Origin of the sequence: Streptomyces venezuelae, assembly GCF_008642335.1 — a bacterium.
GTDB lineage: Bacteria > Actinomycetota > Actinomycetes > Streptomycetales > Streptomycetaceae > Streptomyces > Streptomyces venezuelae_F.
In genome coordinates this window covers 6,594,407-6,616,419 of sequence record NZ_CP029191.1, presented here as the reverse complement: position 1 = coordinate 6,616,419, position 22,013 = coordinate 6,594,407, and the positions used below count along the sequence as shown (strand labels likewise).

General features: G+C 71.4%; 18 protein-coding genes and 1 pseudogene. 9 read left to right on the top strand and 10 right to left on the bottom strand.

Annotated features, from left to right (window positions below):
• Nucleotides 1–88 precede the first annotated feature (88 nt).
• Nucleotides 89–466 (bottom strand): helix-turn-helix domain-containing protein, encoded by a 378-nt coding sequence (locus tag DEJ49_RS29545; RefSeq protein WP_150186924.1) that lies wholly within the window; start codon nucleotides 464–466, stop codon nucleotides 89–91.
• Complete coding sequence (locus DEJ49_RS29540) at nucleotides 463–741, bottom strand: thiamine-binding protein (RefSeq protein ID WP_150186923.1); 279 nt, start codon at nucleotides 739–741, stop codon at nucleotides 463–465. The genes DEJ49_RS29545 and DEJ49_RS29540 overlap by 4 nt, the downstream gene beginning before the upstream one ends.
• Nucleotides 742–867: 126 nt before the next feature.
• On the opposite strand from DEJ49_RS29540, the gene DEJ49_RS29535 reads away from it, so the two are divergent.
• The 3 genes from DEJ49_RS29535 to DEJ49_RS29525 all read left to right on the top strand — a co-directional run bounded on the left by DEJ49_RS29535 (nucleotide 868) and on the right by DEJ49_RS29525 (nucleotide 4,308).
• A complete protein-coding gene (locus DEJ49_RS29535) occupies nucleotides 868–1,707 on the top strand; it encodes a TIM barrel protein (RefSeq protein WP_150186922.1) in 840 nt (279 codons plus the stop codon).
• A gap of 69 nt (nucleotides 1,708–1,776) precedes the next feature.
• Complete coding sequence (locus tag DEJ49_RS29530) at nucleotides 1,777–2,667, top strand: 2-hydroxy-3-oxopropionate reductase (RefSeq protein WP_150186921.1); 891 nt, start codon at nucleotides 1,777–1,779, stop codon at nucleotides 2,665–2,667.
• A gap of 183 nt (nucleotides 2,668–2,850) precedes the next feature.
• Nucleotides 2,851–4,308, top strand: coding sequence for a catalase (locus DEJ49_RS29525; protein WP_150186920.1), 1,458 nt, complete (start codon nucleotides 2,851–2,853; stop codon nucleotides 4,306–4,308).
• A gap of 660 nt (nucleotides 4,309–4,968) precedes the next feature.
• Here DEJ49_RS29525 and gcl read toward each other — a convergent pair.
• On the bottom strand, nucleotides 4,969–6,756 hold the full coding sequence (gcl, locus tag DEJ49_RS29520) for a glyoxylate carboligase (protein ID WP_150186919.1): 1,788 nt from the start codon (nucleotides 6,754–6,756) through the stop codon (nucleotides 4,969–4,971).
• A gap of 570 nt (nucleotides 6,757–7,326) precedes the next feature.
• On the opposite strand from gcl, the gene DEJ49_RS36905 reads away from it, so the two are divergent.
• Entirely contained in the window at nucleotides 7,327–7,773 is a 447-nt protein-coding gene (locus tag DEJ49_RS36905; protein WP_317850473.1) for a hypothetical protein, read from the top strand.
• Here DEJ49_RS36905 and DEJ49_RS36900 read toward each other — a convergent pair.
• Together DEJ49_RS36900 and DEJ49_RS36895 are read right to left on the bottom strand one after the other, a co-directional pair.
• Entirely contained in the window at nucleotides 7,760–8,299 is a 540-nt protein-coding gene (locus DEJ49_RS36900) for a hypothetical protein (RefSeq protein ID WP_223833038.1), read from the bottom strand. The two genes, DEJ49_RS36905 and DEJ49_RS36900, sit on opposite strands and share 14 nt — an antisense overlap.
• 133 nt (nucleotides 8,300–8,432) lie before the next feature.
• Nucleotides 8,433–8,927 (bottom strand): annotated as a pseudogene (locus tag DEJ49_RS36895) (MFS transporter); the annotation flags it as partial.
• Between the two features lie 272 nt (nucleotides 8,928–9,199).
• Between DEJ49_RS36895 and DEJ49_RS29505 the strand changes: the two are divergent.
• Nucleotides 9,200–9,400, top strand: a complete 201-nt coding sequence (locus tag DEJ49_RS29505) for a hypothetical protein (RefSeq protein ID WP_411757210.1) — start codon at nucleotides 9,200–9,202, stop codon at nucleotides 9,398–9,400.
• Here the strand turns inward: DEJ49_RS29505 and DEJ49_RS29500 are convergent.
• A complete protein-coding gene (locus DEJ49_RS29500; RefSeq protein WP_150186917.1) occupies nucleotides 9,378–11,000 on the bottom strand; it encodes an AMP-binding protein in 1,623 nt (540 codons plus the stop codon). The two genes, DEJ49_RS29505 and DEJ49_RS29500, sit on opposite strands and share 23 nt — an antisense overlap.
• Nucleotides 10,997–12,730, bottom strand: a complete 1,734-nt coding sequence (locus DEJ49_RS29495; protein ID WP_150186916.1) for an AMP-binding protein — start codon at nucleotides 12,728–12,730, stop codon at nucleotides 10,997–10,999. Before DEJ49_RS29495 ends, DEJ49_RS29500 begins: the two co-directional genes overlap by 4 nt.
• A 171-nt stretch (nucleotides 12,731–12,901) precedes the next feature.
• On the opposite strand from DEJ49_RS29495, the gene DEJ49_RS29490 reads away from it, so the two are divergent.
• The gene (locus DEJ49_RS29490) at nucleotides 12,902–13,768 is read left to right on the top strand and encodes a helix-turn-helix transcriptional regulator (RefSeq protein WP_150188552.1); all 867 of its coding nucleotides are present in this window, start codon (nucleotides 12,902–12,904) and stop codon (nucleotides 13,766–13,768) included.
• A 54-nt stretch (nucleotides 13,769–13,822) separates the two neighbouring features.
• On the opposite strand, the gene DEJ49_RS29485 is transcribed toward DEJ49_RS29490, so the two are convergent.
• Together DEJ49_RS29485 and DEJ49_RS29480 are read right to left on the bottom strand one after the other, a co-directional pair.
• On the bottom strand, nucleotides 13,823–16,381 hold the full coding sequence (locus DEJ49_RS29485) for an ABC transporter permease (RefSeq protein ID WP_150188551.1): 2,559 nt from the start codon (nucleotides 16,379–16,381) through the stop codon (nucleotides 13,823–13,825).
• Nucleotides 16,382–16,386: 5 nt separating this feature from the next.
• Nucleotides 16,387–17,166: an ABC transporter ATP-binding protein gene (locus DEJ49_RS29480; RefSeq protein ID WP_150186915.1), complete on the bottom strand. Its 780-nt coding sequence runs from the start codon at nucleotides 17,164–17,166 to the stop codon at nucleotides 16,387–16,389.
• A gap of 279 nt (nucleotides 17,167–17,445) precedes the next feature.
• On the opposite strand from DEJ49_RS29480, the gene DEJ49_RS29475 reads away from it, so the two are divergent.
• Both DEJ49_RS29475 and DEJ49_RS29470 read left to right on the top strand, forming a co-directional pair.
• Nucleotides 17,446–18,717 (top strand): sensor histidine kinase, encoded by a 1,272-nt coding sequence (locus DEJ49_RS29475; protein ID WP_150188550.1) that lies wholly within the window; start codon nucleotides 17,446–17,448, stop codon nucleotides 18,715–18,717.
• Nucleotides 18,681–19,349 (top strand): response regulator, encoded by a 669-nt coding sequence (locus tag DEJ49_RS29470; protein ID WP_150186914.1) that lies wholly within the window; start codon nucleotides 18,681–18,683, stop codon nucleotides 19,347–19,349. Before DEJ49_RS29475 ends, DEJ49_RS29470 begins: the two co-directional genes overlap by 37 nt.
• A gap of 79 nt (nucleotides 19,350–19,428) precedes the next feature.
• Here the strand turns inward: DEJ49_RS29470 and DEJ49_RS29465 are convergent, their stop codons facing one another.
• The gene (locus DEJ49_RS29465; RefSeq protein WP_150186913.1) at nucleotides 19,429–20,604 is read right to left on the bottom strand and encodes a winged helix DNA-binding domain-containing protein; all 1,176 of its coding nucleotides are present in this window, start codon (nucleotides 20,602–20,604) and stop codon (nucleotides 19,429–19,431) included.
• A 219-nt stretch (nucleotides 20,605–20,823) separates the two neighbouring features.
• On the opposite strand from DEJ49_RS29465, the gene DEJ49_RS29460 reads away from it, so the two are divergent.
• Complete coding sequence (locus DEJ49_RS29460) at nucleotides 20,824–21,999, top strand: magnesium and cobalt transport protein CorA (RefSeq protein ID WP_150186912.1); 1,176 nt, start codon at nucleotides 20,824–20,826, stop codon at nucleotides 21,997–21,999.
• Nucleotides 22,000–22,013: the final 14 nt, after the last annotated feature.

Genomic DNA, 22,013 nt, shown 5'->3' with positions numbered 1-22,013 from the left:
CAGCGTCAACACTTTGTTGAAATAACTTGAACAAAGAAACCGCCACCCGCGGAACGGGTGACGGCTCGACTGCGTACCGTGAGGGAGTTCACTCGCCTTTCGCGGCGTTCTCCCTGTTCAGGTAGTTGTAAACGGTGAAACGGCTGACGCCGAGCGCGCCCGCCACCGTCTCGACGCCGTGCCGGACGGAGAAGGCGCCGCGCGCCTCCAGTATCCGTACGACCTCCTGTTTCGCCTTGCGGTCCAGCTCGGACAGGGGCCGGCCCTGCTTCCGCTCCAGGGCGAGCAGAATGTGGTCCAGCGAGTCGGCGAGCTGCGGCAGCCGTACGGCCACCACGTCCTCGCCCTCCCAGGCGAGCACGACGTCGTCGGTCCCCGCCTGGTCGGGCGGCACCATCTCGCCGCCCATGGCGTCCACCAGCGGTTTCACCGCGGTGACGAAGGGGTCGTCCCCGAAGCCGGTCACTTATCCGCCTCCCCCGGGTCCGCCGGCTCTTCCGGCTCGCCGATCACGTTGACCTGGAGCGAGACGCGGGTGGCGCCCGCCCCCAGGGACCGGCGCAGCATCGCGTCGACGGCATTCAGCACCGCGTCGACGTCACCCTCGGCCGTATTGCCGAACGGGCCTACGTCCACGGTGTCCAGCGGGGCCCCCTGAATGACCTCACGGGCCACCACCGCATGGGCGGGGGCCTCGTCGAGATCGAAGGGTTCGGTCGTGAACTCCACTCTCAATCGCACGCTCCACAACCTAGTGCCGCCGTCGGAATTTTCGGCAGCCCCCTCTTGACAGCTTCCGCAGATCGGAGGCAGTCTTCCACCAGACAGAAATGAACTTCCGCAATACGGAAGGAGCGCGGAAGCCCCATGGGATACTCCGACCAGCGCTTCAATGTGAACCTGTCGATCCTCTTCACCGAGCTCCCGCTCCTGGAGCGCCCCGCGGCCGCCGCGAAGGCGGGCTTCGGCGCGGTCGAGCTGTGGTGGCCCTGGGTCGACGCCCCCACCCCCGAGCAGTCCGAGCTCGACGCCCTGAAGAAGGCGATCGAGGACGCGGGCGTGCGGCTGGTGGGCCTGAACTTCTACGCCGGTCAGCTGCCGGGCCCGGACCGCGGCGCCCTGTCGATCCCCGGCGAGGAGAGCGAGAAGTTCCGCGCCAACCTCGCGGTGGCGGCGGACTTCGCGAAGTCGCTCGGCTGCACGGCACTGAACGCGCTGTACGGCAACCGCGTCGACGGTGTGGACCCGGCCGTCCAGGACGAGCTCGCCCTGGAGAACCTGGTGCTCGCGGCCCGTGAGGCCGACCGCGTCGGCGCGATCCTCCTGATCGAGGCGCTCAACAAGCCGGAGTCGCCGCTCTGCCCGATCGTGAGCGCCCCCAAGGCGATCGAGATCGTGGACAAGGTGAACGCGGCCACGGGGCTCGGCAACGCGAAGTTCCTCATGGACCTGTACCACCTGTCCATGAACGGCGAGGACCTGCCGTCGGTCATCGAGCAGTACGTGTCGAAGACCGGCCACGTGCAGATCGCGGACAACCCCGGGCGCGGCGCCCCCGGCACCGGCTCGCTCCCCCTCGAAGCCCTTCTCGACCAGCTCAAGAAGGCGGGTTACGAGGGCTGGGTCGGCCTGGAGTACAAGCCGGGCGACGCCCCGAGCGCCGAGGCCTTCGGCTGGCTGCCCGCCGAGGCCCGCGCCGCGCGCTGAGCGCTCCCCTCATCGACGCGCTCCCTCATCGACGTACGACCGCTTGAGAGCAGTAGGAGAGACACCCTCATGAGCAACCTTCCCAAGATCGCGTGGATCGGCCTCGGCATCATGGGCTCGCCCATGTCCGAGAACCTGATCAAGGCGGGTTACTCCGTCACCGGCTTCACCCTCGAGCAGGACAAGCTGGACCGCCTCGCCGCCGCCGGCGGCACCGCCGCCAAGTCCATCGCGGAGGCCGTCAAGGACGCCGACGTCGTCGTGACGATGGTGCCCGCCTCCCCGCAGGTCGAGGCCATCGCGTACGGTCCTGACGGCATCCTGGAGAACGCGAAGTCGGGCGCGCTGATCGTCGACATGTCGTCGATCACCCCGCAGACCTCCGTGGACCTGGCCAAGGCTGCCAAGGAGAAGGGCCTGCGCGTCCTGGACGCCCCCGTCTCCGGTGGCGAGGCCGGTGCGATCGAGGCCGTGCTCTCCATCATGGTCGGCGGCGAGCAGGCCGACTTCGACGAGGCCAAGCCGCTCCTCGAGGCCCTGGGCAAGACCATCGTGCTGTGCGGTCCGCACGGCTCGGGCCAGACCGTGAAGGCCGCCAACCAGCTCATCGTCGCCGTCAACATCCAGGCGTGCGCCGAGGCCGTGGTCTTCCTGGAGAAGTCCGGTGTGGACCTGAAGGCCGCGCTCGACGTCCTGAACGGGGGGCTTGCGGGCTCGACCGTGCTGACCCGCAAGAAGGACAACTTCCTGAACCGGGACTTCAAGCCCGGCTTCCGGATCGACCTGCACCACAAGGACATGGGCATCGTCACCGACGCCGCCCGCAATGTCGGTGCGGCCCTGCCCGTCGGCGCGGTCGTCGCCCAGCTCGTCGCCTCGCTGCGCACGCAGGGTGACGGCGGCCTCGACCACTCCGCCCTGCTGCGCGCCGTCGAGCGCCTCTCGGGCGCCGAGCTCTAACCGCACCGCCGGAGAGAGCTCCCCTCCAACTTCCGGGCCGTGGCGGCGCTGACACCTGTCCTGTCGCGCCCAGGCGTCGCCGCGGCCCGGAACTCCATCATCAACTTCAACAAACTGTTGACGTAGCAGTTCAGGGGTCCTTACGCTCCGAACACCTCAGCAGTCACAGCACGGAAGGTCACGATGTCGAAGCGCGTGCTTACGACCGAGTCCGGCGCCCCCGTCGCCGACAACCAGAACTCCGCCACCGCCGGCGTCGGTGGCCCGATCCTCCTGCAGGACCAGCACCTGCTGGAGAAGCTCGCCCGCTTCAACCGTGAGCGCATCCCGGAGCGTGTCGTGCACGCCCGCGGCTCCGGTGCGTACGGCTACTTCGAGGTGACCGACGACGTCACCGGTTTCACCCACGCCGACTTCCTCAGCGAGATCGGCAAGCGCACGGAGGTCTTCCTGCGCTTCTCGACCGTGGCGGACAACCTGGGTGGCGCGGACGCCGTCCGTGACCCCCGTGGCTTCGCGCTGAAGTTCTACACCGAAGAGGGCAACTACGACCTCGTCGGCAACAACACGCCGGTCTTCTTCATCAAGGACCCGCTGAAGTTCCCCGACTTCATCCACTCCCAGAAGCGTGACCCGTTCACGGGCAAGCAGGAGCCGGACAACGTCTGGGACTTCTGGGCGCACGCCCCCGAGGCGACGCACCAGATCACCTGGCTCATGGGCGACCGCGGCATCCCCGCCTCGTACCGTCACATGAACGGCTACGGCTCGCACACCTACCAGTGGACGAACGCCAAGGGCGAGGCCTTCTTCGTCAAGTACCACTTCAAGACGAACCAGGGCATCCGCTGCCTCTCCGCCGAGCAGGGCGCCGAGACCGCGGGCAAGGACCCCAACTCGCACCAGACGGACCTGCTGCAGGCCATCGAGCGCGGTGTGAACCCGTCCTGGACGCTGCACGTGCAGATCATGCCCGCGGCGGAGGCGGCCGACTACCGCTTCAACCCGTTCGACCTCACCAAGGTGTGGCCGCACAAGGACTACCCGCTGCAGCGTGTGGGCCGCCTGGTCCTGGACCGCAACCCCGACAACGTGTTCGCCGAGGTGGAGCAGGCCGCCTTCTCCCCGAACAACTTCGTGCCGGGCATCGGCCCCTCCCCCGACAAGATGCTCCAGGGCCGCCTGTTCGCGTACGCGGACGCGCACCGCTACCGCCTGGGCGTCAACCACACGCAGCTCGCGGTGAACGCGCCCAAGGCGACGAAGGCCGACAACTACGGCCGCGACGGCCTGATGGCGTCCAACGCCTACGGCCGCGACCGCAAGAACTACGAGCCCAACTCGTACGACGGTCCCGTCGAGACGGGTCAGCCGCTGTCGGCGCCGCTCGCGATCGCGGGCTACACCGGCACGCACGAGGCCGCGACCCACACCAAGGACGACGACTTCTTCCAGGCCGGTGAGCTCTACCGCCTGATGTCCGAGGACGAGAAGTCCCGTCTGGTGGCGAACATCGCCGGCGGCCTCTCGCAGGTCTCCCGCGACGACGTCATCGAGAAGAACCTCGCCCACTTCCACGCCGCCGACGCCGACTACGGCAAGCGCGTCGAGGAGGCGGTCCGCGCCCTGCGCGAGGACTGAGCGAGTTCTGCTGCAACACCCAGGCTGCGCCGGCGGGTTGACGGGAGGTCGACCCGCCGGCGCTGAGCCCGCACCGCCACGGACCCGGATGAGGGGTGGTCCCGTGCGCACCGCGGGCAGTCCGCTCCGGCGGACAGGCACGGGTCCGCGGCGGCTCTGCGAGCCAGTGCGGTGGTAAAGGTCCGACGGGTTCCCTTCTCGACCTGAGGGAGGGGAACCCCCGGTCCATCGCAGCCGCCGCGGTCCCCGCCGACGCCCCCTCCCAGGGGGCCCACAGACTCCGTCCGGCAGCGCGTATGCATGTTCCGCCAGTCGCGCGCGGTCGGACGGCTACAACTCCACAGCCCTGCGGGGCACTTCAGCCAGAGCGGCGAGCACGGGACGGTCCCCGTACTCGCCGCTCTTTCGTGTGCGCGCGGTCCCTCTGCTGACACATGTCTCTGCCCCGCGGCTCTGCCACGCGGCTCTGTCACGCGCGCACCGGGCGCCTGTGGCGCTGTCGCGGGCGCGCCGGGTGGAGGAGTACCGCCGGCACTTCCGCGCGCCTCCCCGGGGCCACTCCGGGCCGTCCTGAGATGTCGCACGTACGCGCACCGAGCACACAGAAGGGGCGGCCCACCCCCCACGGGTGGACCGCCCCTCAGAGCGCTGTGGTGACCGTCAGACCTTCAGCGGGCGGATCGCCGTCGGCGCGTGGGCCGGCTCCGTCGCGAGCTCCTCGAACTCCTTGACGGCGCTGATGTCGGCCGTCGGGCTCATCGAGATGTTCGTGATGCGCTCCAGGATCGCCTCGACGACGACCGGGACCCGGTACTCCTGGGCCAGCTTCTTGGCCTGCTCCAGGGCCGTGCCCAGCTCGTTCGGGTCGGTCACGCGGATCGCCTTGCAGCCGAGGCCCTCGGCGACCTTGACGTGGTCGACGCCGTACACGCCGAGCTCGGGGCTGTTCTGGTTCTCGAACTCCAGGTTGACCTGGAAGTTGATGTCCAGGCCGATCTGCGCCTGACGGATCAGGCCCAGGTAGGCGTTGTTGACCAGGACGTGGACGTACGGGATGCGGTGCTGCGCGCCGACCGCCAGCTCCTCGATCATGAACTGGAAGTCGTAGTCACCGGAGAGGGCGACGACCTGCGTGTCCGGGTCGGCCTTCGCGACGCCGAGCGCGGCCGGGATGGTCCAGCCGAGCGGGCCCGCCTGGCCGCAGTTGATCCAGTGGCGCGGCTTGTAGACGTGCAGCATCTGCGCGCCGGCGATCTGCGAGAGGCCGATCGTCGTGACGTAGCGCGTGTCCTTGCCGAAGGCCTTGTTCATCTCCTCGTAGACGCGCTGCGGCTTCATGGGGATGTCGTCGAAGTGCGTACGGCGCTGCAGCGTCTCCTTGCGCTCCAGGTGGGAGGCGACCCACGCGGAGCGGTCCGGCAGCTTGCCCGCGGCCTTGAGCTCCTTCGCCACCTCGACGAACAGCTCCAGCGCGACCTTGGCGTCCGACGCGATCCCGTAGTCCGGGGCGAAGATCTTGCCCAGCTGCGTCGGCTCGATGTCGACGTGCACGAACTTGCGGCCCTTGGTGTACACGTCGAGGTTGTAGCCGGTGTGACGGTTGGCCCAGCGGTTGCCGATGCCGAGGACGAAGTCCGACTCCAGGAACGTCGCGTTGCCGTAGCGGTGGCCGGTCTGCTGGCCGACCATGCCCGCGTTCAGGTCGTGGTCGTCGGGGATCGTGCCCCAGCCCATCAGCGTCGGCACGACCGGCGTGTTGGTGATCTCCGCGAACTCGACCAGCAGGTCGGAGGCGTCGGCGTTGATGATGCCGCCGCCCGCGACGATCAGCGGGCGCTCGGACTCGACCAGGAAGGTGATCGCCTTCTCGATCTGGGCGCGGGTCGCGGACGGCTTGTAGACCGGCAGCGGCTCGTACGTCTCCGGGTCGAACTCGATCTCCGTCTGCTGGACGTCGATCGGCAGGTCGATGAGGACCGGGCCCGGACGGCCGGAGCGCATCAGGTGGAACGCCTGCTGGAAGATGCCGGGCACCTGCGCGGCCTCCAGGACGGTGACGGCCATCTTGGTCACCGGCTTGGCGATCGTCGCGATGTCGACGGCCTGGAAGTCCTCCTTGTGGAGCAGGTGCGTCGGCGCCTGGCCCGTGATGCAGAGGATCGGGATCGAGTCGCCGGTCGCGGAGTACAGGCCGGTGATCATGTCGGTGCCCGCGGGCCCCGACGTACCGATGCAGACACCGATGTTGCCCGGGTTGGTCCGGGTGTAGCCCTCGGCCATGTGCGAGGCGCCCTCGACGTGGCGGGCGAGGGTGTGGTCGATGCCACCGCCCTCCTTGAGCGCCTTGTAGAAGGGGTTGATCGCGGCGCCCGGCACACCGAACGCGTTGACGACACCTTCGCGCTTGAGGATCTCAACTGCCGCGCGGGCAGCGGTCATACGAGCCATGGGGTTCTCCTGCTTCGACAGCTTCTCGGCTGGCGGATCCGGCTCCCGTCGCGCCCCGCGGTGAGCTTCTGTTTCCGCATTGTGGAAATTTAGTTCTGCTATATGGAAGCAATGTAAGCGGGTGCGCCGGACAGCGTCAAGAGAGATCCCTCAACTGGCAGCCGCCCGGCAACGCTTGGGTGGAGGATGGGGAGCGGCCGAGGGGGGGTGACGGTTGCGGTGACGGAGAGCGGCGTACCGATGGGCCCGACAGTGTCGATTCGGTGCCCGAAGTGCGGGCGCGAGCATGCGTACGCCCCGCCGTCCTATCCCTGCGCGTGCGGCGCCCCCGTGGCCCCGGCGGTGTGCCGGGACGCGACTCCTGAGCCGGTCACGGACCGCACCTGGGCGGAGGCATGGATCACGGCACGCTGTGCGGCGTGCGGGCACGAGGGGCACTGGCCCCGGCCGGAGCTGGACTGCTCGTGCGGGACGGTGCTGGGGGTACCGGTGGTCGGCGCCGGGGCGGAGGCAACGGCGGACGAGGGGGGCGGGCGAGAGGGCGGGGCCGGCGACGCCGCGAGGAGTGGGGTGCCGCCCGGGCACCCCTCCCACATCCCCCTGCCGCGCACCGCCCCACGCCCCCGCCCCGCCTTCCGGCCCGTCACGATTCGCGACGCCCGTGACGCCGTCACCGTGGCCGCGCTCTACCTGCGGTGGCTCGGGTATCTGGACACCCGCAGCGCCGCCCGCCGCCCACCCTCCGGGTCCCGGATCGCCGCGCGCGGCATGCTGGCGCAGGTCGAGCCCGCGCTGCGCCCCACCACGTCGCGGGACGTCGAGTGCCTGTGGCTGACCGCGCTGACGGAGGCGGGCGACACCCCCGTGGCGTGCGCGTTCTTCTCCCTCTCCGGATACACGTCGGGGGCCCGCACGCGCGCCGACTCCTTGGGCGTGCCCCTCTTCACGATGGACGCGACGGGCACGCCCCAGCCGGTCAACGGAGCGGCGTACGAACTGGCGGCTACGGGCGCGTGAGGGACCCGGCGCCACGCATGTGGGCCAGGTGACGGAGCAGGGCCAGCGTCGCCAGGAGGGCGACCAGGCCGCACACGCCCGGCCAGCCGAAGGCTCCGTACGCGTGCACCGACAGCCAGGAGCCGACGCTTCCGCCCAGATACGCGCAGGTCATGTACGCCGTGTTGAGGCGGGCCCGCGCCTCGTCGCTGAGCCCGAATATCCGTACCTGATTGGCGACCGTGCCGGACTGCATCGCGACGTCGAGCAGCAGCGACCCCACCGCGAGGGCGGCGAGCCCGGCCGCCCCGCCGAGGTCGCCCGCGAAGAGGACGGCGGCGGCCACCAGGACCGCGACCATGCAGACGAGATTGACCGCGTCGGAGCCCCGGCGGTCCACCTGCCGCCCCGCGATCGGCATGCAGAGCATCGTCGCCGCGTTGACCAGCGCGAGCACGCCGACCGCGGACGCGCCGAGCCCGTACTCGGGCCCGGTCAGGAGCAGCGCGACGCCGGTCCACAGGGCGGAGAAGCCGCCGAAGATCATCGCCTGGTAGAAGCCGGAGCGGCGCAGGTCGGGCTCGGTGCGCAGGAGCCGCAGGGAGGCGGCGAGCAGGGCGGGGTAGCGCTGCCGGGAGGGCGCCGTCCAGCGGGGCAGCGCGGGCCAGTACGCACGCGATGAGCAGCGCGACCACGGACGTCAGCAAATACGGGGCACGCCAGCCCAGCCACTCCCCCACCGTCCCGCCGAAGACACGCGACAGCAGCATCCCGCCGATCGACCCGCTCAGGAGCGTGCCCGCGACGGCGCCGCGCCGCTCCTCCGGTACGAGACCCGCCGCCGTCGGCGCGATGACCTGCGCCACGACGGTCGTCACGCCGACGAGGACGCTCGCGGCGATCAGCGGCGATATCCCGGGCGCCGCGGCCGCGCCGAGGAGACCGAGGCCGGAGAGGGAGAGGAGCGTGACGATGAGCGTCCGGTACGGGACACGGTCGCCGAGCGGTACGAGGAGGAAGATGCCGCCCGCGTACCCGAACTGCGTGGCGGTCACGACGAGCGCCGCGGTGTCGGCCGAGACGTTCAGCCCATCGGCGACCAGCGGACTGACGGCCTGCGGAAAGTAGACATTGCCGACGGCCACGCCACAGGTGACGGCGAGCAGCAACACCATGCCCCGACTGAGGCCGGGCGGTCGCGCGGCAGCGGCGGATACGCTCTCGGCGTCACGGTCACCGGCCTTGGACAGGCGCACACTCACCTCACGGATCGACGCGATGGTTCTCTTGACGGACCGGCCAACGATCCCCGGTCGGCCCCCTGCCGCACAACAGGATTGAAGCGCGGCATACTCGCCCCCATGCTGATCCGCTCCGTCGCTCCACATCGAGCAGGTCACCGTGCACCCCCGCGCCGTACGCCGCGGACCGTGCCCGCGAGGAGGGCGTGACCGCGCTGACGCTGACGACGTTCGCCGACGTGCCGTGGAACGCCCCGTATTACGCCCGCATCGGTTTCCGCCCGCTCGCGGACGCCGAACTCACTCCGGCCCTGCGGACCATCCGCGCGCACGAGGCGGAGCTCGGTCTCGACCGCTGGCCCCGCCTCTGCATGCGCCGCGACCTCACTCCCCGTACCGCTCCCTGAGCTCGATCTTGCGGACCTTCCCCGAGACCGTCATGGGGAACGCCTCCAGGATGCGCAGGGCGGCCGGGATCTTGTAGTGCGCCAACTGCCCCTTGCAGTAGGCCTGGAGCTCCTCCAGTGTCAGGGCGTCGTCGGGGTCCCGCATGATCACGCAGGCCAGCGGCACCTCTCCGTACCGCTCGTCGGGGACGCCCACCACCTGTACGTCCGCGACCTTCGGGTGGCCGTACAGGAACTCCTCGATCTCCCGGGGGTAGATGTTCTCGCCGCCCTTGATGATCATGTCCTTGATGCGGCCGACGATCTGCACGTAGCCGTCCTCGCGCATGACCGCGAGGTCCCCCGTGTGCATCCAGCGCCCGGAGTCGATGACCTCGGCGGTCCGCTCCGGCTCGTCCCAGTAGCCGAGCATCACGCTGTATCCGCGCGTGCACAGCTCGCCGGAGGCGCCGCGCGGCAGCGTCACGCCGGTCGCGGGGTCGACGACCTTGACCTCGATGTGCGGCAGGACCCGGCCGACCGTACCCGTGCGGCGCTCCAGGTCGTCGTCACGGCGGGTCTGCGTGGAGACGGGTGAGGTCTCGGTCATGCCGTAGCAGATGGAGACCTCCTCCATGTGCATCTCGGCGACCACGCGCTTCATCACCTCGACCGGGCACGGCGAGCCCGCCATGATCCCGGTACGCAGCGAACTCAGGTCGTACGTCGCGAAGTCGGCGAGGTTCAGCTCGGCGATGAACATCGTCGGCACGCCGTACAGCGAGGTGCAGCGCTCCCGCTCGACGGCGTGCAGCGTGGCGACCGGGTCGAAGGACGGCGCGGGGATGACGATGCACGCGCCGTGCGAGGTGGCGCCGAGGTTGCCCATCACCATGCCGAAGCAGTGGTAGAAGGGCACGGGCAGGCAGACGCGATCCTGCTCGGTGTAGCCGACGGTACGCCCCACCCAGTAGCCGTTGTTGAGGATGTTGTGGTGGGAGAGCGTGGCGCCCTTGGCGAAGCCGGTGGTGCCGGAGGTGTACTGGATGTTGACGGGGTCGTCACAGCTCAACTCGGCCTCGCGCGCGTCGAGTTCCCCCTCCTCCACCGCGTCGGCCGCCGCCAGCAGCGCACCCCACGACTCGCCGTCCCCGATGTAGTGGACGGCACGCAGTTCGGGGCAGCGGGGCCGCACCTCGTCGACGAGCGCGCGGTAGTCGCTGCTCTTGTGGGCCTGCGTGGCGACCAGGACGGAGACGCCGGACTGGTTGAGCACGTACTCCAACTCATGCGCTCGGTACGCCGGGTTGATGTTCACCATGATGGCGCCGATACGGGCGGTGGCGTACTGCACGAGGACCCACTCGGCGCAGTTCACCGCCCAGATCCCGACGCGGTCCCCCTTGGCGACACCCGCCCCGAGAAAGGCCCGCGCCAACTGCCGTACAGCGGCGCCGAATTCGGCGTACGTCCACCGCGTGCCCGCGGCGACGTCCACGAGCGCGTCCCGGTCGGGCCAGGCCGCTACGGCGCGGTCGAGGTTCTGCCCGATGGTGTCGCCGAGGAGCGGCGTGCCGCTCGTGCCATGGGCGTAGGAAAGTGCGCTGGTCCGCTCGCTCACCGGAAGTCCTCCTCGCGGTACTCCGCGTCCGAACCCGCGGCGGTCGCCTCGCGCAGCTCGATCCGGCGGATCTTGCCCGACACGGTCTTGGGCAGCGCGCCGAACTCGATGCGGCGCAGGCGCTTGTACGGGGCGAGCACCGCACGCGAGTGCTCGAACAGCAACTTGGCCGTTCCCGGCCCGGGTTCGAACCCCTCGGCGAGCACGACGTACGCCTTGGGCACGGCGAGCCGCACCGCGTCGGGCGCGGGCACCACCGCGGCCTCGGCGACCGCCTCGTGCTCCAGGAGCGCGCTCTCCAGCTCGAACGGGGAGATCTTGTAGTCGGACGCCTTGAAGACGTCGTCGGCGCGCCCGACGTAGGTGATGTAGCCGTCGGCGTCGCGCGAGCCGATGTCACCGGTGCGGTAGTAACCGCCGGCCATCGCCTGCGCGGTGCGCTCGGGGTCGCCGTGGTAGCCGGCCATGAGGCCCACCGGGTCCGGACCGAGGTCGAGGGAGATCTCCCCTTCCGCGGCGCCGGGCGCGCCGGTCACCGGGTCGAGGAGCTCGACGGCGAAGCCGGGGGTGGGTCGGCCCATGGAACCCGGCTTCAGCTTCTGCCCCGGCGAGTTGGCGACCTGCACGGCGGTCTCGGTCTGCCCGAAGCCGTCGCGGATGGTGACGCCCCAGTCGCGCCGCACCTGCTCGATGACCTCGGGGTTGAGCGGCTCACCGGCCGCGACGACCTCACGCGGCGGGGTGCGCAGCTGGGTCAGGTCGGCCTGGATGAGCATGCGCCACACGGTGGGCGGCGCGCAGAACGACGTGACACCGGCCCGGTCCATCTCCGCCATGAGCCGTCCGGCGTCGAAGCGGGCGTAATTGTGGATGAAGACCGTCGCCTCGGCGTTCCACGGGGCGAAGAGGTTCGACCAGGCGTGCTTGGCCCAGCCGGGCGAGGAGATGTTCAGGTGGACGTCGCCCGGCTTGAGCCCGATCCAGTACATCGTGGCGAGGTGGCCCACGGGGTACGAGACGTGGGTGTGCTCGACGAGCTTGGGCTGTGCCGTGGTGCCCGAGGTGAAGTAGAGCATCAGGGGGTCGTCGGCGAGGGTGATGCCGTCGGGCTCGAAGACGTCGGGGGCGGGCGTGGTGTGGGCGGCGTCGTCGTCGACACCGGCGTACGCGACCCAGCCGTCGCGCGCGCCCGGCCCCTCGCCCCCTGCCCCTCCCTCCCCGCCGACGACGATCCGTGTGTAGTCACCGGGTACGTCGTCGAACTTCGCGGTGTCCTCCGGGCGTACGACGACGTGCCGGGCGCGGCCGCGGTCGATGCGGTCGCGCAGGTCGACGGGGCCGAGCAGCGGCGTCGCCGGGATGACGACGGCGCGCAGCTTCATCGCCGCGAGCGCGATCTCCCAGAGCTCGGCCTGGTTGCCGAGCATGACGACGATGCGGTCACCGGCGCGGACGCCCCGCGCGCGCAGCCAGTTGGCGACGCGGTTCGAGCGTGCGGACAGCTGCGCGAAGGAGAAGCGCGACTCCGTGCCGTCCTCCTCGACGATGTGCAGGGCCGTGCGGTCGTTGTTCTCCGCGATGACGTCGAACCAGTCGAGCGCCCAGTTGAACCGTTCGGGCCGCGGCCAGGCGAAGCCTTCGTACGCGGCTGCGTAGTCCTCTCTGTTGCGCAGGAGGAAATCCCGTGCGGTACGGAACTGCTCCGTGGCGCTCGTGCCGTCAGTCGTCATGTGCACCCCTAGTTGTGCTGAAGCTCGTACCGTCGCTCGTGCTGCCGTACTCATTGCCGGACGCTACGGAACATCGTGTAATTCGTGGGGCGGATCTCACTACCCCCGGACGGGGGTGTCGCGAGGTGAAAGGGCGGGCGCGTGTCGGCTGACGGCGGCGAGACGGTGGAGATGCGGGCCGCTCTGCTGCGGCTGCGCCGCGGCACGGGGCTGCCGGTGGCGTTCGGCGGTCTTCTCGACGGGCCGCGCCAGGTCCGCATCGGCGAACTCGTCGGCACGGGCACGCGCGCGCTGCAGGGCCTCGCCATCTCGTCCGGGAACGGCCTCGGCGGCAAGGCGGTCGCCCTGTCCCGGCCCTGCGCTGTCACCGACTACCACGTGTCGCGGCACATCAGCCACGAGTACGACGCGGCGGTCGCGGCGGAGGGCCTGCGGTCCGTGCTCGCGGTACCGGTGGTGGTACGTCGCCGGGTGCGCGGAGTCCTGTACGGCGCGCTGCGCGCGGCCCAGCCGCTCGGCGACCGGACGCTGTCGGCGGCGGTGGCCGCGGCGCGCGACGTGGAGCAGGCGCTGGTCGTACGGGACGAGGTGCGGTCGCTGCTGGCGGCGGCGCGGGAGGCGGTGGCGGGGCCGGAGGGGGCTCGGGGTGCGGGGGCGCGTGCGGGCGCGGCTTCGGGTTCGGGGCCGGGGCCGGAGGCGTGGGAGCAGGTGCGGGAGGCGCACGGGGCGCTGCGGGCGCTGGCTCCGCGGGTCACCGACGCGTCCCTGCGGGCGGAACTCCTCGCGGTGTGCGGCCGCCTGGAATCGGCGACGCTGCTCCCCGACCACGCCCGGGACCGCCCGGTGGCCCTCGCTCCCCGCGAGGTCGACGTGCTGTCCTGCGTGGCCGGCGGCGTGACGAACGCGACGGCCGCGGAACGCCTCGGCCTGCGCCCCGAGACGGTGAAGGGCTACCTGCGCTCGGCCATGCGGAAGCTGGGCGCGCACACGCGCTGGGAAGCGGTGGTGGCCGCGCGCCGGGCGGGGCTGCTGCCCTAGGGCCCCGTGCCGGGAGGCCCGCCCCGACGTGACGGCACGTGACGTTCCAGCACTTCACTTACGTATGCCCGGCCTCGACAGCGCCCCGCCCCGCAGCGCCAGACCGGCCGGGGCGACCGACGCGACCACGGCGAGCACCGCGCAGGCGCACAGGATGCCTCCGAGCGTCGGCCAAGGGATGACGACGGGCGTCCACACCGAGAGCAGCCCCAGCGCGCCCCACATGCCCACCAGGTTGAGCCCGGCGACCAGCGCGCCGAGCAGTCCGCCGACCACGACCACCATCAGGGCCTCCCCCGCCACGAGGCGCAGCACCTGCCACCCGGTGGCGCCGGCCAGACGCAGCACCGACAGTTCACGGATCCGGTCGGAGGTCGCCATGACCATCGTGTTGGCCAGGGAGATGCCCGTGTAGAGGAGGGCGATCCCGAGGACCATGAAGAGGCCCATTCGGGTCGTCCGGTTGGTCTCGGGGGACGTCGCCCGCACCCACGACTCCTTCGTGAACACCTTGCCGCCCGACGCCCGCACCGCCTCGCGCAGACCCGAGGCCACGGCGGCCCGGTCCGCACCTGCCGAGAGGCGTACGTCGACGCGGTCCACGGGGGCCGTGGAGGCGTTGCGCGGGGTGACGTAGGCGCCGTTGTCGCCCGTGCCCGTGGTCATGACGGCGGCGATCCGCAGGGACTTCCTCGTCCCGTCGCCGAGCCACACGTCCACCCGCTCACCCACGGTGTGCCGCGCCCACTCCTCGTTGACGATGATTGAGTCGTCGTCCAGGTCGCTCACCTTCCCCGCGGCCAGCGGGAGGCGGGATGTCGCGGCGAACGGTCCCGGTTCGACGGCTCTGGCACCGGACTTGATGAGCGCCACGCCGTCCTCCAGGACGTACACGGCGCCCGACGAGCTCGCCGAGACGTCGGTGCCGTCGGGGACGGCCGCGCGAAGCCGCTTCAGCGTCACCTCGTCGAAGCCCGCGTGGCGCGCGGCGGCATCGCCCGCACCACTTGCGTCTCCCGCGTCGCCCGTCGGGGTGACCACGAAGTCGGCGGACGTCCGCTCCCGCATCTCGGTCGTCCTCGCCCCGCCGAGGGTCGCCGTCGCGCCCAGCAGCGACCCGGCCAGCGCGACCGTGACCAGCACGGGAGCGGCGACGGCGGCGGTACGGCGCACCCCGGCGGCGGCGTTCTCCCGTACGAGCATCCCGCCCGCGCCCGGCAGCCGGGCGGGCAGCCAGGCGACCAGCCGGGCCAGCGGCCGTACAAGGACCGGCGCGAGCAGCGCGACCGCGGCGATCAGCAGCATGGGTCGGCTCACGTAGGTCTTGCGGTGCAGCAGCTCGCCCGGAGCCGTCACCAGGGCCAGGACCAGGGTCACCGCGGCGGCGGCCAGGAGTACCGAGCCGGTCGGCCAACGGCCCCACGTCATGGGCCGGGTGTCGACGGACGCCTCGCGCAGCGCTTCGGTGGGGCCGGTGCGCCCCCCACGCCAGGACGCGGCAAGCGCACCGCACAGGGCCACGAGCAGGCCGGTCCAGAACGCCGCGTGGTAGGGCCAGGTGTGGTCGCCGATGGTGAACCAGCGGGGCGCGAGGCCCTCCTGGACCGCCCAGGCGGCGAGCTTCGGCGCGCCGTAGGAGCCGAGCACGCACCCCGTGGCCGACGCGAGCACGCCGACCACGAGCGCCTCGGACGCGACCATGCGGCGGATCTGCCCCGGGCTCGCCCCCGCCGTGCGCAGCAGTCCGAACTCGCGGCGCCGCTGGGCCACCGCGAAGGCGAAGGTGGACGCCACGACGAACACCGACACGAATCCGGAGACGCCGCCCGCCGTGCCGAACATGGCGTTCAGGGCGGTGAGCGCCTCGCTGTCCCGGTCGGGGTCGGCGTCGGCGTGACGGCGCGCGTCACCGGTGAGAACCTGTACGCCGCTTCCGCCGCGGTCGCTGCCACTGCCACTGCCACTGCCACTGCCACTGCCACGTAGCGTCTTCCGCACGGCTGCCGGGTCGGCGTCCACCACGAGTTGGAGGCTGCGCGGCGCCAGTTGGGCCGCGCGCGCGTCGGTGTGGAACATGGCGTTCTCGAAGCCGAGTCCCGCCACGGTGCCGACGACGCGCACCGTGCCGTCGCCGGTCCGCAGCCGCGTGCCGGGGCGGGCCCAGTCCCCGCTGACGACGACTTCGTCCGCGGCGCGGGGTGCGCGTCCCGCGTCCAGTTCGTACGGCGCGAAGGCCGCGGTCGACCAGGGGTGGCCCACCAGGTCGGCGGGGCCGCGCTCCGCCCGCACGGCGTACGACCGGTCCTGGACGACGGTCCCGAGGTGGCGCAACTTCGCGACCAGGGCGTCCGGGACGGGGCGCGGCTGCGCGAGCTCGTGGGTGCGGGTGCGGGTGCGGCCGTCCGGCGAGGTGGGCACCGTGAGGGTGTCCTGTCCCTTCACGACGACGGGCGCCGCGGCGAACCGCTCGGGGCCGCGTGCCGGTGCGTCCCGCGAGGAGGCCAGGGCCAGTCCCATGGCGGCGATGAGAGCGACGCCCAGGGAGAGGGCGACGAAGCTGCCGACGAAGGTGGGCCAGCGGTGGCGAAGGCTACGGAGCGTGGTGCCCGGCATGGCGCTCAGCACGGTGCCGCCTCCAGGTTGGTCATACGGGCGGCGATGAGTTCGGCGAAGGCGGCGCGGCGCGAGTGTTCGCCGAGGCGAGAGTCATCGACCCCGCTCAGCTCACCGTTCACCCGTCCGTCGACGAGGAAGATCACACGGTCCGCGTGGGCCTCGGCCACCGGGTCGTGCGTGACCATGACGACCGTCTGGCCCTCGCGGTCGACCAGGCCGCGCAGCAGGGCCAGCACCTCGCGGCCGGTCCGTGAGTCGAGCGCGCCGGTCGGCTCGTCGCCGAACAGCACGTCGGGCCGGGTGATCAGCGCGCGGGCGAGGGCCACCCGCTGCTGCTGGCCGCCGGACAGCTCCGTCGGCCGGTGCCGCGCCCGGTCACCGAGTCCGACCTGCCGGAGCACCTCGCGCACCTGCGCCTTCTTCGGCCGGCGCCCCGCGAGACGCAGCGGCAGGGCCACGTTCTGCTCGGCGGTCAGCGAGGGCAGCAGGTTGAACGCCTGGAACACGAAGCCGATGCGCTCGCGGCGCAGCAGCGTCAGCCGGGTCTCGCTCAGCCCGGCCAGCTCCGTACCGCCCACGGTGACCGACCCGGACGTGGGCCGGTCCAGGCCCGCGGCGCACTGCAGCAGGGTCGACTTGCCGGACCCGGACGGTCCCATCACGGCGGTGAACGTCCCCCTGGGAAACGTGAGCGATACGTCGTCGAGGGCGGTGACGGCCGTACCGCCGGAGCCGAACCGCCGTGACACGGCCCGCAATCGGACGGCATCGTCGTTCCTCATACGTCTCTCCACCGGCATCGCTCGCTCCTCGGCTCGTCGTCGGTGCCCCAACCCAACCCCCGCGGCCACTCGGTGCGCAGTACGCCAGGAACGAGACCTGAGGTAGGGCCAGGCATACCCCGGACACGGGTCCCGGCCCGATGGCAGCGGCGGATGCCGTCCCCGTACAGTCTGCGCATGCACGCTCGGAACGTGAGGCAAGGGAACGTCAGGCAGGGCAACGTGAGGCAGCCGAACGTGAGGCGGCCCGACGTGACGCGTGGGACCGTGTGGCAGGCCATGTCCCGGCCCGGCTTCGTCCTGTCGGCCTGGCCCTGGCGCTCCGCCGCGTATCTGCTCACCGGCGCGGTGGCCGGCGTCCTCACCCTGGTGGTGATCGTGGTGGTGGCGGCGGTCTGCGGCGCGCTCACCCTCGTCGTGGTGGGGCTGCCGCTGCTCGTCGTGGCCGCGCTGGGCGGAATCCCGGTGGCGGGCATGGAACGGCGCAGGCTCCGCCTGATGCACCGCGCCCCGGCGGCGGGACGCCACCAGGTGCCGCCCGAGCCGGGTCTGCGCTCATGGCTGACGACGCGGCTGCGCGAACACATGACGTGGCGGGAGCTCGGGTACGCCCTGCTGTTCGCCGTGCTCCTGTGGCCGGTCGACGCCGCGGCGGTCGTGGTCGCCCTGTTCCTGCCGCTGTCGGTGGTCGCGACGCCGTTGCTGATGGCCACGGTCGGCGGGGGCCACGAGGCGAAGGTCCTGAAGCAGTGGACGGTGACCTCGTGGCCGACCGCGTACGCCGTCGCTGTCCTCGGCCTGCTCCTGCTGGCCCTCTGCGCGTACGTGCTCGGCGCCGCGGCGGGTGCCCGCGCCGGCCTGACCCGGCTCCTGCTCGCCCCGCCCGAGGGCGAGCTCGACGCCAAGGTCGTCGAACTGGCCCGCTCCCGCGCCCGGTTGGTGGACGCCTTCGAGTCCGAGCGGCGCCGCATCGAGCGCGATCTGCACGACGGCGCCCAGCAACGCCTCGTGGCCCTGTCCATGACCCTGGGCCTGGCCCGGCTCGACGCCCCGCCGGGCCCGCTGGCCGACCAGCTGGCCAAGGCGCACGGCGAGGCGGGGGCAGCGCTCGCGGAACTGCGCGAACTCATCCAGGACATCTACCCGAAGGTCCTCACCGACTACGGCCTCGAAGCCGCCGTCGCCGACGCCGCCGACCGCTGCACGGTCCCCGTCGACGTAGCTCTGCGACTGCCGGACCGGGCACCCCGGTCGGTCGAATCGGCGGCGTACTTCGTGGTCTGCGAGGCGCTCGCCAACATCGAGAAACACAGCGGGGCGACGCGCGCGCGGATATCCGGCGGGCATCGCGCCGGACGCCTCCACTTGGAGCTGCACGACGACGGTCGCGGCGGCGCGGACCCGGCGGCGGGCAGCGGCCTCACGGGCCTCGCGGACCGCGTGTCGGTCCTGGATGGCAGACTTGCCCTGACCAGCCCGCCGGGCGGCCCGACCCTGTTGCGTGTGGAGTTTCCTTGCGAGTTGACCAGGGCGGCCGACCGCTCCGCGTAGTACTTGCCGAGGACAGCGTGCTGCTGCGCGAGGGCCTCATCGGTCTGCTCGCCCGCTGCGGCCACGAGGTGGTGGCGGCCGTCGGGGACGCGCGGGCGCTGGTCACCGCGGTCGAGGAGCACGCCCCCGACATCGTGGTCACGGACGTACGCATGCCGCCCGGCTTCCAGGACGAGGGCCTGCACGCGGCGGTACGGCTGCGCGAGCGCCGCCCCGCGCTCCCGGTCCTGGTCCTCAGCCAGTACGTGCAGCGGTCGTACGCCGCCGAACTCCTGGACTCCGGCGACGGAACGGGCATCGGCTACCTCCTCAAGGACCGCGTCGGCCAGGTCGAGGAGTTCGTGGAGGCGCTGCGCAAGGTGGCGGACGGCGGGACGGTGGTCGACCCGGAGGTGGTCCGTCAGCTGCTGCGCCGCCGCCGCGACCCGCTGGAACAGCTCACCCCGCGCGAGCGAGAGGTGCTCGCGCTGATCGCCGAGGGCAAGTCGAACGGTGCGATAGCCAGGGAGCTGGTGGTGTCCGACGCGGCGGTCGGCAAGCACATCGGCAACATCCTGACGAAGCTGGACCTGCCGCAGACGGACGAGACGCACCGGCGGGTGCTCGCGGTGCTGACGTACTTGCGGGCGTGACGTAAGCCCTCAGCCATCACCGATCACCCGTCACGCATCACCCGTCACCCGTCACCCGTCACCCGTCACCCGTCACCCGTCACCCGTCACCATCGATGACACTCCCGAAACGAATGTCGTACGAGGACGACGTCTCCGCGATACGCGTCAGCATCCACTCCGCCTCCCGCACCAACTCCTCCCGCTGCGCGCGTCCGGGCGCCCGCCCGAACGGCTCCATGGTGAGCACGGCGGCCCCGGACTTGCGGTCCTCTTCAAGCCGCCACACTCCGGCGAGGACCCCGTCGAGCAGGAAGACGCAGTAAGGGACATTCCCCTTCCACGTACGTCCTTTGTAGGCGGCGGGGATGATACGGGACCGGTCGGCGTGCGACAGGAGAAGGTTGTCGTACTCGGGGAGGAAGCGGGGCGGGGCGGGGGTGTCGGGGTCGGGGCGAGGCGCGTCGGGCAGGTCGAACAGCTCGACGCCGTTCTCGTCGCGGAACGTACGCAGCCGGGGCCGCAGCCGCTCGAACACGTCCCGGAGCCGGGTGAGCCGCGCCCAGGTCTGCATGTCCTTGACGGAGGCGGGCCCGAAGGCGCCGAGGTAGCGCAGGACGGCGTCGTCGAGGGCCCCGCCACCGGACGCGGCGTCCAAGGAACCGTCACCCTCGACCCGCTCCCCGACCCACGTCCCGATCGTGGTGAGCGCGACCTGCCCGCTGCGCCGCCACAGCCCGCGCGGGGTGACCTGGACGAGCGGCAGGAGACAGCGGGCGGCGACGGCGAGGGACTGCGGGTCGGCATCGGGCCACCGCACGAGCAGCACCTCGCGCAGCTGCTTCATCGTGCGCGGCTCGGCCTCGACGGCCGTACGCGCGATCTCCGCGAGCTCCGCCAGATCGACGCCGCCGAGCCCTTTCCGGAACCCGGACAACTCCGCCTCACGCGCGTCCTGGACAAGGGGCCGCAGAGTGAGTGCGTCGGCGGCGGTGTGCAGGTGGATGGTGGAGCGCAGGGTGACGATACGTACGAGTTCGCGTGTGTCGAGGAGCGCGGAGAGCTCGCCGGGACGGAAATCCGCGAGGCGCGCGGCGAGGGCGTAATAAGGCGGCTTGACGTTCTGCGCCTGGAGGCCGACGAGATGGCTGACGGCTTCACGGACCGACAGATCGTGGGACCGGCGCAGGAGGAGCTGCCGGTCGAGGGTGGCACGGTTGAGGGCACGGGCTCCCAGGACAGGGCTTGCCGGGCGCGAGGCCGACGTGTTCGTCATGGACGGAACGCTAACGGTGGTTGCGGACAGGTACGGTCCGCGACGAGGGCACCCGTGCGCCACAGCCCTGTTCGCCACCCGTCACCGCCGGTCGCCATCCGTCGCCGCCCATCAGCACCCGTGGGTGCCGCTCCCGCTCCACAGGACAAGGGCCGCATATCCTGCTCGGGTCCGGTCCGCGGAACGCGGGACCTCGCCGATCGAAGGTGGCCGCCCGCCATGACGGAACGCCGAGCCCGCCCCGACCCGAACGCGAACGCGAACGCCAGAAAGCACACATGGCGCCGCGCGACACGCCCCACCGCTCCCCCACCCCCGACACCCCACTCCCAGCAACCGGCACCGGACGCACCCCGGCCCCCGCATCCCCCCGCGGCCGGCATCGTCGAGGCGGCCCTGTACCGCGACGGCGTCCGTGTGGCGACGCCGGCCTCCCTGGCGGACACGTTCCGCGAGCTGCGCGAGCAGCCGGACGGCATGGCGTGGATCGGCCTGGCACGCCCGACGGAGGCGGAGCTCCTCTCCCTGGCCGCGGAATTCGACCTCCACGAGCTGGCCCTGGAAGACGCGATGGAGGCCCACCAACGCCCGAAGCTGGAGCGCTACGGCGACACGCTCTTCGTCGTCCTCCGCGCCGCCCGCTACCTCGACGCCCCCGAAGAGGTCGACTTCGGCGAACTGCACGTGTTCGTGGGCCCCGACTTCGTCATCACGGTCCGCCACAGCGCCGCCCCCGACCTGTCCGGCGTCCGCCGCCGCCTCGAAGAAACCCCCGACCTCCTCAAACTGGGCCCGGAGGCGGTGCTCTACGCGATCCTCGACGCGGTGGTCGACGGCTACGTCCCCGTGGTCGCCGGCGTCCAGAACGACATCGACGAGATCGAGACCGAGGTCTTCCGCGGCGACCCGGAGGTCTCCCGCCGCATCTACGAACTCTCCCGCGAAATGGTCGAGTTCCAACGCGCGACCCGCCCCCTGGTCAGCATGCTGCACTCCTTGATGGCCGGCTTCGCGAAGTACGGCACGGACGAGGAACTCCAGCGCTACCTACGGGACGTGGCCGACCACGTCACCCACACCAGCGAACGCGTCGACAGCTTCCGCCAGGCCCTGGCGGACATCCTCACGGTCAACGCGACCCTGGTGACCCAACAGCAGAACGCGGAAATGCGGGCACTGGCGGAAGCAGGTTTCGAACAGAACGAGGAGATCAAGAAGATCTCATCGTGGGCGGCCATCCTGTTCGCCCCCACCCTGGTCGGCACGATCTACGGCATGAACTTCGAGACGATGCCGGAACTGAAGTGGGCGGCGGGGTATCCCTTCGCGATCCTGCTGATGGCGGTGGTGTGCGTGAGTCTGTACTTCATCTTCAAGCGGCGGGACTGGTTGTAGCCGGGGCAGGGCGT

Bases quoted from the DNA above. Each gene is read 5' to 3' on its own strand.
- DEJ49_RS29535 (WP_150186922.1), top strand. From the start codon at position 868: ATGGGATACTCCGACCAGCGCTTCAATGTGAACCTGTCGATCCTCTTC.
- gcl (WP_150186919.1), bottom strand. From the start codon at position 6,756: ATGGCTCGTATGACCGCTGCCCGCGCGGCAGTTGAGATCCTCAAGCGC.
- DEJ49_RS29530 (WP_150186921.1), top strand. From the start codon at position 1,777: ATGAGCAACCTTCCCAAGATCGCGTGGATCGGCCTCGGCATCATGGGC.
- DEJ49_RS29490 (WP_150188552.1), top strand. From the start codon at position 12,902: ATGCGGGCCGCTCTGCTGCGGCTGCGCCGCGGCACGGGGCTGCCGGTG.
- DEJ49_RS29475 (WP_150188550.1), top strand. From the start codon at position 17,446: ATGTCCCGGCCCGGCTTCGTCCTGTCGGCCTGGCCCTGGCGCTCCGCC.
- DEJ49_RS29480 (WP_150186915.1), bottom strand. From the start codon at position 17,166: ATGAGGAACGACGATGCCGTCCGATTGCGGGCCGTGTCACGGCGGTTC.
- DEJ49_RS29495 (WP_150186916.1), bottom strand. From the start codon at position 12,730: ATGACGACTGACGGCACGAGCGCCACGGAGCAGTTCCGTACCGCACGG.
- DEJ49_RS29460 (WP_150186912.1), top strand. From the start codon at position 20,824: ATGACGGAACGCCGAGCCCGCCCCGACCCGAACGCGAACGCGAACGCC.
- DEJ49_RS29525 (WP_150186920.1), top strand. From the start codon at position 2,851: ATGTCGAAGCGCGTGCTTACGACCGAGTCCGGCGCCCCCGTCGCCGAC.
- DEJ49_RS29485 (WP_150188551.1), bottom strand. From the start codon at position 16,381: ATGCCGGGCACCACGCTCCGTAGCCTTCGCCACCGCTGGCCCACCTTC.
- DEJ49_RS29465 (WP_150186913.1), bottom strand. From the start codon at position 20,604: ATGACGAACACGTCGGCCTCGCGCCCGGCAAGCCCTGTCCTGGGAGCC.
- DEJ49_RS36900 (WP_223833038.1), bottom strand. From the start codon at position 8,299: ATGATCTTCGGCGGCTTCTCCGCCCTGTGGACCGGCGTCGCGCTGCTC.